This is a genomic window from Bacillus bruguierae, from assembly GCF_037104725.1.
GTDB classification, from domain to species: domain Bacteria; phylum Bacillota; class Bacilli; order Bacillales; family Bacillaceae_G; genus Bacillus_A; species Bacillus_A bruguierae.
The window spans coordinates 256629-270622 of sequence record NZ_JBAWSX010000003.1; the positions used below are offsets into that span (position 1 = coordinate 256629).

A 13994-nucleotide genomic window follows, 5' to 3' on the forward strand; every position below is an offset into this window, starting at 1 on the left:
TTTTTAGAAGAATCGTTTATACTTATAGATAGAAGAATGAAATAATGGAGGATCTATGGGGAAAAATCAAGAAATTCATAAAGATAACGGACAAGTTATTTCTTTTAATCAATTAGCCGATTTCTTTTATGATAAAGGAATGAAGGCTTATCGCAATCATCATTTAGAAGATGCAATTAAATATTTTAAAAGAGCGGCACAAAATCAGAAAGAGCCGTTTATTTTATGTCAATTAGCAACGGCATTATCAGAAGCGGGAGAGTATCACGAATCTAATCAAATTTTATTACAAATTGTTCGTACGGGTGAACAAATAGAAGAATGCTATTATTTTATGGCAAATAATTATGCGTATCTTGGTCTATTCCAACAAGCAAAAAAGTATGCAGAGCGGTATTTAGAAATTGCGACGGATAAAGAGTTTATTGCGGAGACGATGGAACTTTTAGAGATTATTGAAGAAGAAGAAATGGATGCGCCGGAATTTGAAGATGAAGATGGATTAATTGTGATGCAAGAGCAAGCGAATCATTATATTCGGAACGGTCAATTAGAAGAGGCGATTGCGACGCTTGAAGGGGTTATAACGGAATATCCGGAATTTTGGTCGGCACATAATAATTTAGCGATTGCTCATTTTCAGCTTGGAAATGTTGATCAAGCATTGAAAATGACAGAGCTAATTTTAGAGAAGAATCCAGGGAATATTCATGCTTTATGTAATACGCTTATTTTTCTATATTCCGTTGGGGAATATAAGCAAGTAGAAAAGTTAGCAGAGCAATTGGAGACAGTGTATCCGATGTCGTTTGAACATCGTGTGAAATTAGGGACAACATTTGCAACAATTGGTCGTTTCGAAAGTGCATATAAATGGTTAAAAGTTTTAAAGCGTCAAGGTTACGAAGGTGATGTTAGTTTTTATTATTGGTTTGCATATTCTGCTTATATGGTAAATGATGAACAAACAGCAGAGAAAATGTGGGCGCATGTTGTAGAGTTACATCCTGATAAAAAAGGAAAGGAGCCTTGGAATGCTATTAATTTAGCAGATGAAGGCCAAAATATTTTATTTCGAGAACTGCAGCAATCTTTTCAGCAAAGTGAAACGTTAGAAGAACAAATGCTAGCTTTATATTTAATGAATGAGCTGACAACACCAGAGAAAATCGGTTTTTTCTTTGATGTGATGCAATCTCCTAAGCGTGTTCCGATTGTATCACAGCTGGCGCACTATTTCTTTTTAATTAATAGTCATAAAAATATTCCGCAGGAGCTTCAGCCGTTTGAACAATGTGTCCGTATTGCAGATGCTTTATACAATTATACAAAAAAAGATGATGAGCTGATTGAAGAATGTTTACATCTTTGGTTTTGTACATTTATACGCTTATACACAAGCGGAACGGCGTTTACAAATGTATATGGCTGGTCAGCGGCAGTTGAATATATTGTAAGAGGCGAATGTCAAAATAAATTGACGCAGGCAGAGCTTGGGAATATATATAATGTATCGGTAGCAACTGTACGAAAGTATGTGCAAGCAGTAAGATGTGTGCATGCATAAGCGCGAGCAAATCATTGGGAAAAAAACATTACCGACAGTATAATGAGGGTATCAAAAGAGCGATAAGAACAGGAGATGAAGAATATGGCAGAAGAAAAAATTTATGATGTAATTATTATCGGAGCTGGTCCGGCAGGGATGACAGCAGCTGTGTATACCTCTCGCGCAAATTTAAGTACGTTGATGTTGGAGCGTGGTATCCCGGGCGGACAAATGGCAAATACAGAAGAAGTAGAAAATTATCCAGGTTATGATCATATTTTAGGACCGGACTTATCAAATAAAATGTTTGAACATGCGAAGAAATTCGGTGCAGAATATGCATATGGTGATGTGAAACAAGTTATTGATGGAAAAGAATATAAAACAGTAATCGCTGGAAAGAAAGAATATAAAGCACGCGCAATTATTGTGGCGAGCGGTGCGGAATATAAGAAAGTTGGCGTGCCAGGCGAGAAAGAACTTGGTGGACGCGGCGTGTCATACTGTGCAGTATGTGACGGTGCATTCTTTAAAGGAAAAGAACTTGTCGTTGTTGGCGGCGGCGACTCAGCTGTTGAAGAAGGTGTGTATTTAACACGTTTTGCAACGAAAGTAACGATTGTTCACCGCCGAGATCAATTGCGTGCACAAAAGATTTTACAGGACCGTGCTTTCCAAAATGAAAAAGTTGATTTCATTTGGAATCACACTGTAAAAGAAATTAATGAAGCAAACGGAAAAGTAGGCAGCGTAACACTTGTAGATGTAAATAGCGGTGAAGAGCAAGAGTTTAAAACAGAAGGCGTATTTATTTATGTTGGTATGTTACCACTTTCTAAACCATTTGCAGAATTAGGTATTACAAATGAAAATGGTTATATTGAAACAAATGAACGTATGGAAACAAAAGTTCCTGGTATTTTCGCAGCTGGTGACATTCGTGAAAAAATGCTTCGCCAAATTGTAACAGCAACAGGTGATGGAAGTATTGCAGCGCAAAGTGCACAGCATTACGTGGAAGAGCTGTTAGAAGAATTGAAAGTAGAAAAATAATGAACAAAAAAGAGAAGCTGTCTTTATTGAGACAGCTTTTTTTCTATATAAATACAAAAGGAAACCCCCTTTTTTTAGGTGGGTGAGAGCAACTGGCGATGCATAGAAGCGGTCAGGGCCTTTTCCTGCCACGTGCAATGTTTAAAACAAGAGGAAAAAGCGAGTATAGATCATGTTCCGCATAGCAGCAACTTCTATGTCAAAAAATAATTAGTAATCAGTGTGGGTTGAAGATTACTAATTATTTTTATTAATAATTTTTGTATTTTTTACCAATAATATGCAAAAGAGATAGATTTGAAGAAGTTACTTTATATGAGTTAAAAAACTTACATAAAACCCCCTTTCTTTTTAGGAGAACGTGAGCATCTGGCGGTGCGCAGCAGTAATTTCTATGTCGAAAAATGAAGAGGATAATTATTTTTATTTTTCTATTTTATCCCGCTATTCACAAACAGTAAGTCCCCCATCGTAAGAAAAAAGCTTTGCTGATAAAGGTTTTATTTTGAGACGTATTACTTACCTTATTTGGAGGTGTCTATATGAAAGTGTCAGTATTCATTACTTGCCTTGCTGATGTTTTTTATCCAGAAGTAGGAAAAGATGTTGTTGAGATTCTTGAAGACTTAGGCTGTGAAGTTGACTTTCCAAAAAAACAAACCTGCTGTGGTCAGCCTGCTTATAATAGCGGGTATCATAAAGAAACGAAAACGGCTGCAAGGCATATGATTGAAGCATTTGCTGATTCAGAGTATGTTTTGGCACCGTCCGGTTCTTGTGTCATGATGGTTCACGAGTTTTCAAGTTTATTTTCTGAAAGTGAAACAGAATGGCGACAAAAAGCTACGGAACTTGCAAATAAAACATATGAATTTACACAGTTTATTGTAGAGGTGTTAGGTAAAGAAGATTTAGGTGCAAAGCTTCATAAAAAAGCAACTGTTCATACATCCTGTCATATGAGCCGGTTAATGAATATTAAAGAGCCTCCTCAAACATTATTAAAACACGTAAAAGGGTTGGAAGTCGTTCCGCTTTCTCACAATTATGATTGCTGTGGATTCGGTGGTACATTCGCAGTGAAGATGGCGGAAATATCTGAGCAAATGGTTGATGAAAAAGTGAAGCACATTATGGAAACAGGTGCGGAATTGTTAATCGGAATGGATTGCAGCTGCTTAATGAATATACAAGGCCGGTTAACTCGTAATGGTTATCCAATTGAAGTAAAGCATATTGCTCAAGTACTAAATGAGGATCGAAAATAAGAGGGGGATAGAAATATGGGAATGAAAATTGGGAACAATCCCTTTCATAAACGTGCTGAAACAGGTATTGGGGATCAATTCATGAGAAATGCTGTTAAGAAAGCACAAGATGGCCTTAGAAGTAAGAAATTAAAAGCTACTGAGAGTCTTGGGAATTGGGAAGAATGGCGTTCTTTAGGAGAAGAGATTCGAAAGCATACATTAGAAAATCTTGATTATTATTTATATCAACTTACTGACAAAATTGAGCAAAATGGTGGTTTTGTTTATTTTGCAGAGACTGCTGAAGAGGCAAGGGCATATGTGAAAGAGATTATAAAAAAGAAAAACGCGAAAAAAATTGTAAAGTCAAAATCTATGGTAACGGAAGAAATTAGTCTAAATGAAGCGATTGAAGAAGTTGGAGGGGAAGTATTAGAAACGGATTTAGCGGAATTTATTTTACAAATTAATGATCATGATCCACCATCACATATTGTTGTTCCGTGTCTACATAAAGATAAAGAAAGCATTTGCGAGTTGTTTAAAGAAAAAATAGGCTATACCGGAACAGCTGATCCTGAAAAAATGGCGAGGTTTGTACGGAACTATTTGCGTAATGATTTCTTAACAGCGGATGTAGGTGTGACGGGGTGTAATTTTGCTGTTGCGGAGTCCGGGTCTATTTCGATTGTAGCGAATGAAGGGAATGCGAGATTGGTTACGACCATTCCGAAAACGCTAATTACTGTGATGGGGATGGAGCGCATTGTCCCAACATGGGAAGAGCTTGATGTGTTAGTAACGCTTCTGTGCCGAAGTTCTGTCGGGCAAAAATTGACAAGCTATATTACAGGCTTAACGGAACCTGGGGGGACAGATGGACCTGAAGAATTTCATTTGGTAATTGTTGATAATGGTCGTTCTAATATTTTAGGAACAGAGTTTCAAAGTGTTCTTCAGTGTATTCGCTGTGCGGCATGTATTAATGTGTGTCCAGTATATCGTCATATCGGGGGGCATGCATATGGATCAATCTATCCAGGGCCAATCGGTGCTGTATTGACACCGCTTTTAGGTGGATATGATGAATACAAGGATTTGCCTTATGCATCTAGCCTTTGCGGTGCTTGTACGGAAGCATGCCCGGTAAAAATACCTTTACATGAATTATTAATTCAGCATCGTAGGCAGATTGTGGAGGAAGCGAAAAAGTCCCCCTTAGCTTGGGATATGGCTATGAAAGGCTTTGAAAAAATGGTGAATAGTTCGAGGTCGTTCTCTTTCGCAGCGAGGACAGCTCCGTATGCATTAAAGCCTTTTACAAAAGGAGATAAAATTGAACGCGGGGTAGGACCGTTAAAAGTTTGGACAGAAGCAAGGGACTTTCCAGCTCCCAAAAAACAACCGTTTAGAGATTGGTTTGAAAAGCGGGTAAAGGAGGATCGATAATGGTCATTCAAAATCGCGAAAAATTTTTATCCAAACTATCAGAAAGACTGGGGAGAAAACGTCCAGAAACCGTAGAAAAACCGAGCTGGTCTGTTTCTCCGCAATGGAGCGTTTTTGACGGGTTAACAAAGGATGAACTTGTATTGAAGTTAATGGAACATTGTGAAACTATTCATACAGAAGTTCGGCGAACCAAAAAGGCTAATCTTGCTGGAACGTTACATACCTTTATGAAAGAATGGAATATAAAATCTGTTATTTATTCAAATGATGAACGATTCGATGAATATAATCTTAGTGATTTTTTAACAAATGAAGGCACAATGCATTTCCATAAATGGGATTTAGCCCATAAGGAAGAGAGTATTGAATTTGCGAAAACAGCTGATGTTGGAATTACGTTTTGTGATATCACTCTTGCAGAATCAGGAACCGTCGTTTTATATAATGATGGTATGAAAGGAAGGCACGTTAGTCTTCTTCCAGAATCGTATATTGCCATTGTTCCAAAAAGTACGATTGTCCCCAGGTTAACACAAGCTACAAAGATAATTCATAATCAAAATGTTGAGGGTGAAACCCCTCCATCCTGTTTGAATTTCATCTCTGGTCCATCAAACAGTGCTGATATTGAAATGAATCTTGTCGTAGGTGTACATGGACCAATAAGAACAGCGTATATTATTGTAGATGATCAATAATTTCTATCTAAATCATTATGAGATATGCAGTTTTTTCATTTTTTCCTGAATGGTGATGGGAATAGTCTCCCATCATCTTTTTCATTTGCTTTAGACAAGAGGTTCATTCGTTGTGACAAACTGTATTTGATAGTATAATGAAGGAAGTATATAATGGGGATTTCTCCGTTAATAGCTGAGGTGAAGAAGCTTGCAAAGAGTGACAAACTGTGTGTTAATCAAGGATAATGAAGTTCTTTTATTACAAAAGCCTCGTCGAAATTGGTGGGTTGCCCCAGGCGGTAAGATGGAACGCGGGGAAACAGTAAGAGAATCGGTTGTTCGCGAATATCGCGAAGAAACGGGGATTTATTTGAAAAATCCAGCATTAAAAGGTGTCTTCACTTTCGTAATCCAAGAAGGAGACAAGGTTGTTTCCGAATGGATGATGTTTTCTTTCTTAGCGACAGATTTTGCAGGAGAAAATAAACTGCAAAGCGAAGAAGGGATAATAGGCTGGCATACATTTGATAAGATTGATGAGCTGCCAATGGCACCAGGAGATTATCATATTATTGATTATTTAATTAAAGGAAATGGTATTATTTACGGTACATTTGTATATACACCAGACTTTGAATTACTTTCGTATCGGTTAGATCCGAGTTAAACCATGAGGGGGGATATAATGGACGCGCATAATGATATTAAAATGGTTATTATTACAGGAATGTCTGGAGCCGGGAAAACAGTTGCTTTGCAAAGTTTTGAAGACCTAGGATATTTTTGTGTGGATAATTTACCGCCCATGTTGTTGCCGAAGTTTGTTGAATTAATGGCAGACTCGAAAGGCAAAATGAATAAAGTAGCGCTCGGTATTGATTTACGCGGACGAGAGTTCTTTGATCATTTATGGGGAGCGCTTGATGATTTAACAGAACGCACATGGATTATTCCGCATATTTTATTTTTAGATGCAAAAGATAGTACGCTTGTAACACGTTACAAAGAAACAAGGCGTTCACATCCACTTGCTCCAACAGGTCTTCCACTAAAAGGAATAGAAGCAGAACGTACGCTATTAACAGATATGAAGGCGCGTGCAAATATTGTACTTGATACGTCGGAATTAAAGCCGAAAGAACTAAGAGAAAAGATTATTCAATTATTCTCAACAGAGGATGAACAAGCATTTCGCGTAAACGTAATGTCATTTGGATTCAAATATGGTATTCCAATTGATGCTGATTTAGTATTTGATGTTCGTTTTTTACCAAATCCATACTATATTCCACACATGAAGCCATTAACAGGTCTTGACGAGGAAGTATCATCATATGTGCTGAAATTTAATGAAACGCACAAATTTTTGGAGAAGTTAACAGACCTTATTTCCTTTATGCTTCCGCATTATAAGCGCGAAGGAAAAAGTCAGCTTGTTATTGCCATTGGATGTACAGGAGGACAACATCGATCCGTTACACTTGCAGAATATTTGATGAAACATTTGAAGCAAGAATATACAACCCATGTGTCTCATCGTGATGTGGAGAAAAGAAAGGGACATTAAGTGATGGGAAAAGAGAAGAAACCGAAAATCGTTATTATGGGAGGCGGAACTGGTCTATCCGTTTTATTACGCGGTTTAAAAAAGTATCCAGTCGACATTACCGCGATTGTAACGGTTGCTGATGATGGGGGAAGCTCTGGGAGACTTCGTGATGAGTTAGAAATCCCGCCTCCTGGAGATATTCGCAATGTGCTTGTTGCATTGTCTGATGTAGAGCCACTTGTGGAAGCGTTATTTCAACATCGTTTTACATCAGGAGAAGGATTAACAGGACATGCACTTGGGAATTTATTGTTAGCTGGAATGACAGCTATTACAGGTGATTTTTTTCATGCTATTACGGAAACAAGTAAAGTGTTAAATGTAAGGGGACGTGTACTTCCGGCTGCGAATCAAAGTGTTGTGTTGCACGCGGAATTGGAAGATGGGCAAATTGTAAGCGGGGAATCGAAAATTCCGTATTACGGTAAAAAAATTAACCGTGTCTTTTTAACACCGGGAGACGTAGAACCGCTTCATGAAACATTAATGGAAATTCAAAAAGCTGATTTACTTGTATTTGGACCAGGAAGTGTGTATACGAGCATTTTGCCGAATTTAATGGTGAAAAAAATCGGGGATGCGGTTCTTCAGGCAAAAGCGAAGAAAGCATACGTTTGTAATGTTATGACCCAAGCTGGTGAAACAATGGGATATACAGCATTTGACCATGTGAAAGCATTGCATGATCATCTTGGAGAAGCGTTTATCGATACAGCAATAGTGAACGATGAACCAATTCCATCTGAACTATTAGGGCGTTATGCAGAAGAAATGTCGGAGCCAGTTGCGATTGATGAAGATCGCTTTATCGCGCATAATATTAAGTTGATTAAAGGTTGTTTAGCAAAGTATGATGATCAAGTTGTACGTCATGATACGATAAAGTTAGCTTCGATTTTATATTCATTAATATAACTTGTAAGCTTGAAAAAGTTTGCATGGTAGAAGGCGTTACTTCTTTGAGGTAACGCTACAAGTTCATTTAGGGCATAAAAGTAATTATGACTGTTAGGAGGTGGAACTGTTGTCCTTTGCATCAGAAACAAAGAAGGAGCTGACAAAGCTCGAAATGAAGGAATGCTGTGAGAAGGCAGAGTTGTCAGCATTACTTCGTATGAATGGTTCACTCTCCTTTTCAAACCGCCGTGTAATCATTGACATTCAAACGGAAAATGCAGCGATTGCTCGGAGAATTTATACATTATTGAAAAAAGGATATAATGTGACAGTTGAACTACTTGTCCGTAAGAAAATGCGTTTAAAGAAAAATAATGTATACATCGTTCGTTTAGTTGAGAAAGTACGTGAAATTTTATTGGATTTGCACATTGTACGAGAGGACTTTTCGTTTATTCGTCATATTTCACAAGAACTAATCGAGAAAAAGTGTTGTAAACGGTCATACTTACGCGGGGCTTTTTTAGCGGGGGGATCTGTTAATAACCCAGAAACATCATCGTATCATTTAGAAATTTTCTCATTATACAAAGAACATAATGACGCGATATGTGAGCTTATGAATGAATTTGCATTAAATAGTAAAACGTTAGAAAGGCGAAAAGGGTACATTACATATTTAAAGGAAGCGGAAAAGATTACCGAGTTCTTAAATATTATTGGTGCTCATACCGCTCTTTTGAAGTTTGAAGATATTCGTATTGTGCGCGATATGCGTAACTCTGTAAATCGTCTTGTGAATTGTGAAACAGCAAACTTAAATAAAACGATTGGTGCAGCTTTAAGACAAATTGAAAACATTCGTTATATTGAAGAGACTGTTGGACTTGATTTTTTACCAGATAAATTACGTGAAATCGCAGAATTGCGTATCAATTATCAAGATGTTACATTGAAAGAATTAGGAGAAATGGTATCTGGGGGAAACATTAGTAAATCGGGTATCAATCATCGTTTGCGTAAAATTGATGATATTGCTGAGAAATTACGCGCCGGTGAAGCGGTTATAAAAAAATAATAGGCAAAGGGGAATGGAACAGTGGTTCAAAAACGGGTAGAGGTGCTGTTGAAGACTGGATTACAAGCACGTCCGGCAGCGTTGTTTGTACAAGAGGCAAATCGTTTTCAAGCTGATATTTTTATGGAGAAAGATGGTAAAACGGTTAATGCTAAGAGCATTATGGGGATTATGAGCTTAGCTGTTGGATCTGGATGTGAAGTTACAATTACGACAGAAGGATCAGATGAGACAGAAGCATTGGAAGCACTCGTTGCTTATGTGCAAAAAGAACAATAAAAAGGGCTATCGCAATGTGCGATAGCTTTTTTATCCCGCTATTTTTGGGCAGTAATACTCCCACCTCAAAATTCAGCGAAAGCATTGTCCAGCTTCAGTGGCTAGAATGTTCGGTGGCTTCGCTTCTTCCTACGAGGTAAAAAAACCCTCTACGTCAGAAGCTCCATCCCCCTCACATTCTGAACGAGCCACTTCCGCTTTTCTTAGCGATTTGTAAAGATTTTATCAATTAAGCCGTATTCTAACGCTTTTTCTGCTGTCATGAAGTTGTCGCGTTCTGTGTCGCGCTCGATTACTTCTAATGGCTGACCTGTACGCTCAGAAAGAATTTTGTTTAGTTTATCCCGTAAGAATAGGATGCGTTTTGCAGCGATTTCAATTTCTGTCGCTTGTCCTTGTGCACCGCCAAGTGGTTGGTGAATCATAACTTCACTGTTTGGAAGAGCGAAACGTTTTCCTTTTTCACCAGCTGCAAGTAAGAAAGCACCCATAGATGCAGCCATACCGATGCAAATTGTAGATACGTTTGGTTTAATAAATTGCATTGTATCGTAAATTGCCATACCTGCTGTAATAGATCCGCCAGGACTGTTGATATATAAATGAATATCTTTTTCTGGGTCTTGTGATTCTAAGAATAAAAGCTGAGAAACGATAGAGTTTGCTACGTTGTCATCAATTGCGCTGCCAAGCATGATGATGCGGTCTTTTAATAAACGAGAGTAAATATCGTAAGCACGTTCCCCGCGATTTGTTTGTTCAATAACTGTAGGAATTAAATTCATGTGTAACTTCCTCCTTTAACACATTTGTTAATTTTATAATACAATTATGGTCAATAAAGGTCAAACGAAACCACTTCAGTTTTAAAAAATATGTAGGTGTATCATGTTAATTCGCTATAAATAAGGAATTCCCTTTTTCTATATCTTCCTCATGATAACCGAATTGGGTGAATTTAAACATATTTATAGAAAACCCCTCTTTTTTAGGTGGGCGAGAGCATCTAGCCATGCATAGAAGCGGTCAGGAACTTTTTCTGCCACGTGCGAAGTGAAAACAAAAAGAGAAAGCGAGTGCAGGTTCCTTGTTCGCCGCATGGCAGTGATTTATATAAGCACAAAAAAGAACGCCGTTACATATATAAGCGTTCTTTTTCGTACTATTCTTTAAGTAAATAAGTTACTTTATTTAAAATTTCCTCTAGCTTCTTGGCGTTGTTTGCATACATGCTCGCGGCGGTACTTGATTTCGTTTCTAAAGAAAAGAGTTCAAGATCAGCATGACACTTCTTTAAGGAAGCGAGTAATAATGGTTTGTCTTGAGGAGAAGGCATTTGAATTTTATCGTTGTATATGTCGACAGTTAGTTGGCCGTAGGAGTCGATTTGTCCAATGAATACGTTGTCTATTGCAACTCCTATTTTTTCGAGTTCAGTGCGAACCCAAGCTCGGTTATGACCGCTTGCTGCAAGAGGTTCATCCATTATGTTTCCATCCATAATGACTGTGTGCGTTTCTTTTTCATTTGGTAGTTTTAATCCAATATCTTTTGCAGTTAATGGTTGTTTGTCTTTCTTTAATAATACGTTTAATTCACCGCTTGGCTCTAATATAGCGAATTCAACATCGTTTATGTTGAATACATCTTTTTTTCTTAGGAGCTCTAGTAGTTCGTCGCTCGTATATTTTTCCTTTTTTAAATTATCTTCGAGTACTTTGCCATCTTTTATGAAAATAGTGGATTTACCCTCTACAAAATCTCGTACCGTCTTATTTTTTAAGGAAACTAGTCCTGCGAAAAAAGGTATGATAGCAAAAACCATCATACTAGAAATACCGTGGAAGAAGTTTTGTTCCAACCCTGTTGATACTTCTGCAGCGATATCACCAATCGTCATACCTGCTATGTACTCAAAAAAGGAAAGTTGAGAGATTTGTCTTTTTCCAAGCCATTTCGTAATGGCGAATAAAATAATTAAGACAAATAAAGAACGTATAATGACAAGCGGCCATTCTGGTATGTGAATGTCAGGCATATATATTCCCTCCAGTCTTCCTAGAATCCTTTATATTGTGGTTCTTCTCGTTCTAATGCTGAAACTCGCCCTTGTAAATCAGCAATTACACTATCCATCTCTAACATACATTCATGAAACACGCGTTTCGCTTCGTCGTCAGCAGCATTTTGTGAAAGTGCACTTAAACTTGCTTGTGCACCTTTCAAACTAGCAAGGCATGTTTTTACACTTGCAACAACGGTCATGAGAACACCTCTTATCCTTTTGGTTTGAATAATAAAGCACCGATAAATCCGAAGATAATTGCGGCGGATACACCGGCGCTTGTTACTTTAAACATTCCTGTTATAACGCCAATGATGCCATGTTCAGCCGCTTCTGCCATTGCACCGTGAACGAGAGCGTTCCCAAAGCTTGTAATAGGAACTGTTGCACCTGCTCCAGCAAAATCAATTAACGGTTCATACAAATTAAATCCATCTAATATGGCGCCAATGACAACAAGTGTCGCCATAGTATGAGCAGGGGTGAGTTTGAATACGTCGAACATAATTTGTCCAATAACACAAATGAGGCCGCCAATTACAAAAGCCCAAAAAAAGATCATGTATTATACACCTCCAACTTCAATGGATACTGCATGGGCGATACAAGGAATCGTTTCTTGTTGCTGGAAAGTTAATGGAGAAAGTAAAGCTCCAGTAGCAACTACAAGTATTTTGCTAAACTCTCCTTTTTTCATTCGGTTTAATAAATGCCCATACACAACAGTTGCTGAGCAGCCTGGACCGCTTGCTCCTGCTAAAATAGGTTGATCGTCTCTGTAAATGAGTAATCCGCAATCTAGAAATTGTTCGCTTTGTATTGATGTTCCTTGCTTACGTAGTAAGTCAAAGGCAATTTCACGTCCTACATGGCCGAGATCGCCCGTTACAATTAAGTCGTAGTAGGATACGTCGATTTGTCGTTCTCTTAAATGTGCTTCAATCGTGTCGACAGCAGCAGGAGCCATAGCCCCGCCCATATTAAACGGATCGGTTAGCCCCATATCGATCACTCTTCCAATTGTTGCTGACGTTACGCAAGGTCCATCTCCTTGATCACTTAATAAGGCAACACCGGCCCCTGTTACTGTCCACTGCGCAGTAGGGGGTTTTTGTCCTCCGTATTCAGTTGGATATCTGAACTGTTTTTCTACAGCAGTATTATGACTTGATGCTCCTGCTAATAAATATTTTGCTCCTTTTGCATTTACGATGCTTGCACCTAAAGCAAGTCCCTCCATCGAGGTAGAACAAGCCCCGAATAATCCGAGATAGGGAGTACCGAGTGTCCGGCAAGCAAAGCTGGAAGGAGTAATTTGATTAATTAAATCTCCAGCCAGGATAAATTGAATATCGTCTTTCCGTAGTTTTGCTTTTTCAGTTGCCCTGCTGCAGGCTTCTTCGAATAAAACTCGATGCGCTTTCTCGTAGGAGTCTTGTCCTAACCATAAATTGTCGTGCAATGTATCGAAATCATCAGGGATTTTGCCGTTCGCTTCAAATGGTCCGCCAATGACACCAGTTGATATAATCACGGGTTTGTTTTCAAATACCCATGTTCGGTGGCCTTGTAACATTTAAAACCCTCCCCATTGGATTAGAATCGTTCGAATCAGTGCGATTACAAAAGCGGAAAATACGCCAAATAAAATAACAGATCCGGCTAGTTTAAACATATTCCCGCCCACCCCAAGAACAAAACCTTCCGTACGGTGCTCGATACAAGCTGATATGACAGAATTTCCAAATCCGGTAACAGGAACGGCTGTACCTGCCCCGCCAAACTGAGCTAATCGATCGTATACACCAAAACCTGTTAGAAGCATAGAAATAAAGATCATTGTAGCTACAGTCGGATTACCTGCAGATCGTTCAGTAAAATCGAAATAAGTAATATAAAATGTGGAGATAAGTTGCCCGATTAAACAAATGAATCCGCCAACAAAAAAAGCTTTTATACAATTTTTTAGAACTGGACGCTTTGGTTCGCGCTGCTGTTCAAATTTTTTATATTCTTGCTGCATTGGTGTTAAATCTTTGTTTTGGCTTGACATACGAATCCATCCTTTTCTATGTTGAAAAG

The 13994-nt window shown here is 38.3% G+C and carries 15 protein-coding genes and 1 pseudogene; 10 read left to right on the forward strand and 6 right to left on the reverse strand.

Annotated elements, in window-relative coordinates; all coding sequences use genetic code 11:
* The first annotated feature begins 55 nt into the window (after positions 1–55).
* From WAZ07_RS07910 to WAZ07_RS07955, 10 genes and pseudogenes are all read left to right on the forward strand, one after another.
* Positions 56–1567 carry a tetratricopeptide repeat protein gene (locus tag WAZ07_RS07910; protein WP_336472003.1) on the forward strand — a complete coding sequence of 504 codons (1512 nt, stop codon included), beginning with the start codon at positions 56–58 and terminating at the stop codon, positions 1565–1567.
* 84 nt (positions 1568–1651) lie between these two features.
* Positions 1652–2602: a thioredoxin-disulfide reductase gene (gene trxB / locus WAZ07_RS07915; protein ID WP_139207673.1), complete on the forward strand. Its 951-nt coding sequence runs from the start codon at positions 1652–1654 to the stop codon at positions 2600–2602.
* A gap of 542 nt (positions 2603–3144) precedes the next feature.
* A complete protein-coding gene (locus WAZ07_RS07920) occupies positions 3145–3870 on the forward strand; it encodes a (Fe-S)-binding protein (protein ID WP_336472004.1) in 726 nt (241 codons plus the stop codon).
* A 15-nt stretch (positions 3871–3885) separates the two neighbouring features.
* Positions 3886–5317 (forward strand): annotated as a pseudogene (locus tag WAZ07_RS07925) (LutB/LldF family L-lactate oxidation iron-sulfur protein); the annotation flags it as partial.
* Positions 5301–6002, forward strand: a complete 702-nt coding sequence (locus WAZ07_RS07930) for a LutC/YkgG family protein (protein WP_336472005.1) — start codon at positions 5301–5303, stop codon at positions 6000–6002. The pseudogene WAZ07_RS07925 and the gene WAZ07_RS07930, both read left to right, overlap by 17 nt.
* A gap of 190 nt (positions 6003–6192) precedes the next feature.
* Positions 6193–6651, forward strand: coding sequence for an NUDIX hydrolase (locus WAZ07_RS07935; protein ID WP_028411235.1), 459 nt, complete (start codon positions 6193–6195; stop codon positions 6649–6651).
* Positions 6652–6669: 18 nt separating this feature from the next.
* Positions 6670–7551: an RNase adapter RapZ gene (gene rapZ / locus WAZ07_RS07940; RefSeq protein WP_090915944.1), complete on the forward strand. Its 882-nt coding sequence runs from the start codon at positions 6670–6672 to the stop codon at positions 7549–7551.
* Positions 7552–7554: 3 nt separating this feature from the next.
* Positions 7555–8508, forward strand: coding sequence for a gluconeogenesis factor YvcK family protein (locus WAZ07_RS07945; protein WP_336472006.1), 954 nt, complete (start codon positions 7555–7557; stop codon positions 8506–8508).
* A 109-nt stretch (positions 8509–8617) separates the two neighbouring features.
* On the forward strand, positions 8618–9568 hold the full coding sequence (whiA, locus tag WAZ07_RS07950) for a DNA-binding protein WhiA (protein ID WP_090915945.1): 951 nt from the start codon (positions 8618–8620) through the stop codon (positions 9566–9568).
* Between the two features lie 21 nt (positions 9569–9589).
* The gene (locus WAZ07_RS07955; RefSeq protein ID WP_090915947.1) at positions 9590–9847 is read left to right on the forward strand and encodes an HPr family phosphocarrier protein; all 258 of its coding nucleotides are present in this window, start codon (positions 9590–9592) and stop codon (positions 9845–9847) included.
* Between the two features lie 203 nt (positions 9848–10050).
* Here WAZ07_RS07955 and clpP read toward each other — a convergent pair whose 3' ends face one another.
* The 6 genes from clpP to spoVAC form a co-directional block, all read right to left on the reverse strand.
* On the reverse strand, positions 10051–10632 hold the full coding sequence (clpP, locus tag WAZ07_RS07960; RefSeq protein WP_090915949.1) for an ATP-dependent Clp endopeptidase proteolytic subunit ClpP: 582 nt from the start codon (positions 10630–10632) through the stop codon (positions 10051–10053).
* A 377-nt stretch (positions 10633–11009) separates the two neighbouring features.
* A complete protein-coding gene (locus WAZ07_RS07965; protein ID WP_336472007.1) occupies positions 11010–11885 on the reverse strand; it encodes a DUF421 domain-containing protein in 876 nt (291 codons plus the stop codon).
* 20 nt (positions 11886–11905) lie between these two features.
* The gene (locus WAZ07_RS07970; protein ID WP_090915953.1) at positions 11906–12112 is read right to left on the reverse strand and encodes a DUF1657 domain-containing protein; all 207 of its coding nucleotides are present in this window, start codon (positions 12110–12112) and stop codon (positions 11906–11908) included.
* Positions 12113–12123: 11 nt separating this feature from the next.
* Complete coding sequence (gene spoVAE, locus WAZ07_RS07975; RefSeq protein ID WP_090915955.1) at positions 12124–12474, reverse strand: stage V sporulation protein AE; 351 nt, start codon at positions 12472–12474, stop codon at positions 12124–12126.
* 3 nt (positions 12475–12477) lie between these two features.
* Complete coding sequence (gene spoVAD, locus WAZ07_RS07980) at positions 12478–13488, reverse strand: stage V sporulation protein AD (RefSeq protein ID WP_336472008.1); 1011 nt, start codon at positions 13486–13488, stop codon at positions 12478–12480.
* Complete coding sequence (gene spoVAC / locus WAZ07_RS07985) at positions 13489–13965, reverse strand: stage V sporulation protein AC (protein ID WP_090915958.1); 477 nt, start codon at positions 13963–13965, stop codon at positions 13489–13491.
* Positions 13966–13994 lie beyond the last annotated feature (29 nt).

What these genes read in the sequence shown, in the direction of transcription:
- WAZ07_RS07910 (WP_336472003.1), top strand. Translation starts at nt 56, where the DNA reads ATGGGGAAAAATCAAGAAATTCATAAAGATAACGGACAAGTTATTTCT.
- trxB (WP_139207673.1), top strand. Translation starts at nt 1,652, where the DNA reads ATGGCAGAAGAAAAAATTTATGATGTAATTATTATCGGAGCTGGTCCG.
- WAZ07_RS07920 (WP_336472004.1), top strand. Translation starts at nt 3,145, where the DNA reads ATGAAAGTGTCAGTATTCATTACTTGCCTTGCTGATGTTTTTTATCCA.
- WAZ07_RS07930 (WP_336472005.1), top strand. Translation starts at nt 5,301, where the DNA reads ATGGTCATTCAAAATCGCGAAAAATTTTTATCCAAACTATCAGAAAGA.
- rapZ (WP_090915944.1), top strand. Translation starts at nt 6,670, where the DNA reads ATGGACGCGCATAATGATATTAAAATGGTTATTATTACAGGAATGTCT.
- WAZ07_RS07945 (WP_336472006.1), top strand. Translation starts at nt 7,555, where the DNA reads ATGGGAAAAGAGAAGAAACCGAAAATCGTTATTATGGGAGGCGGAACT.
- clpP (WP_090915949.1), bottom strand. Translation starts at nt 10,632, where the DNA reads ATGAATTTAATTCCTACAGTTATTGAACAAACAAATCGCGGGGAACGT.
- WAZ07_RS07965 (WP_336472007.1), bottom strand. Translation starts at nt 11,885, where the DNA reads ATGCCTGACATTCACATACCAGAATGGCCGCTTGTCATTATACGTTCT.
- WAZ07_RS07970 (WP_090915953.1), bottom strand. Translation starts at nt 12,112, where the DNA reads ATGACCGTTGTTGCAAGTGTAAAAACATGCCTTGCTAGTTTGAAAGGT.
- spoVAE (WP_090915955.1), bottom strand. Translation starts at nt 12,474, where the DNA reads ATGATCTTTTTTTGGGCTTTTGTAATTGGCGGCCTCATTTGTGTTATT.
- spoVAD (WP_336472008.1), bottom strand. Translation starts at nt 13,488, where the DNA reads ATGTTACAAGGCCACCGAACATGGGTATTTGAAAACAAACCCGTGATT.
- spoVAC (WP_090915958.1), bottom strand. Translation starts at nt 13,965, where the DNA reads ATGTCAAGCCAAAACAAAGATTTAACACCAATGCAGCAAGAATATAAA.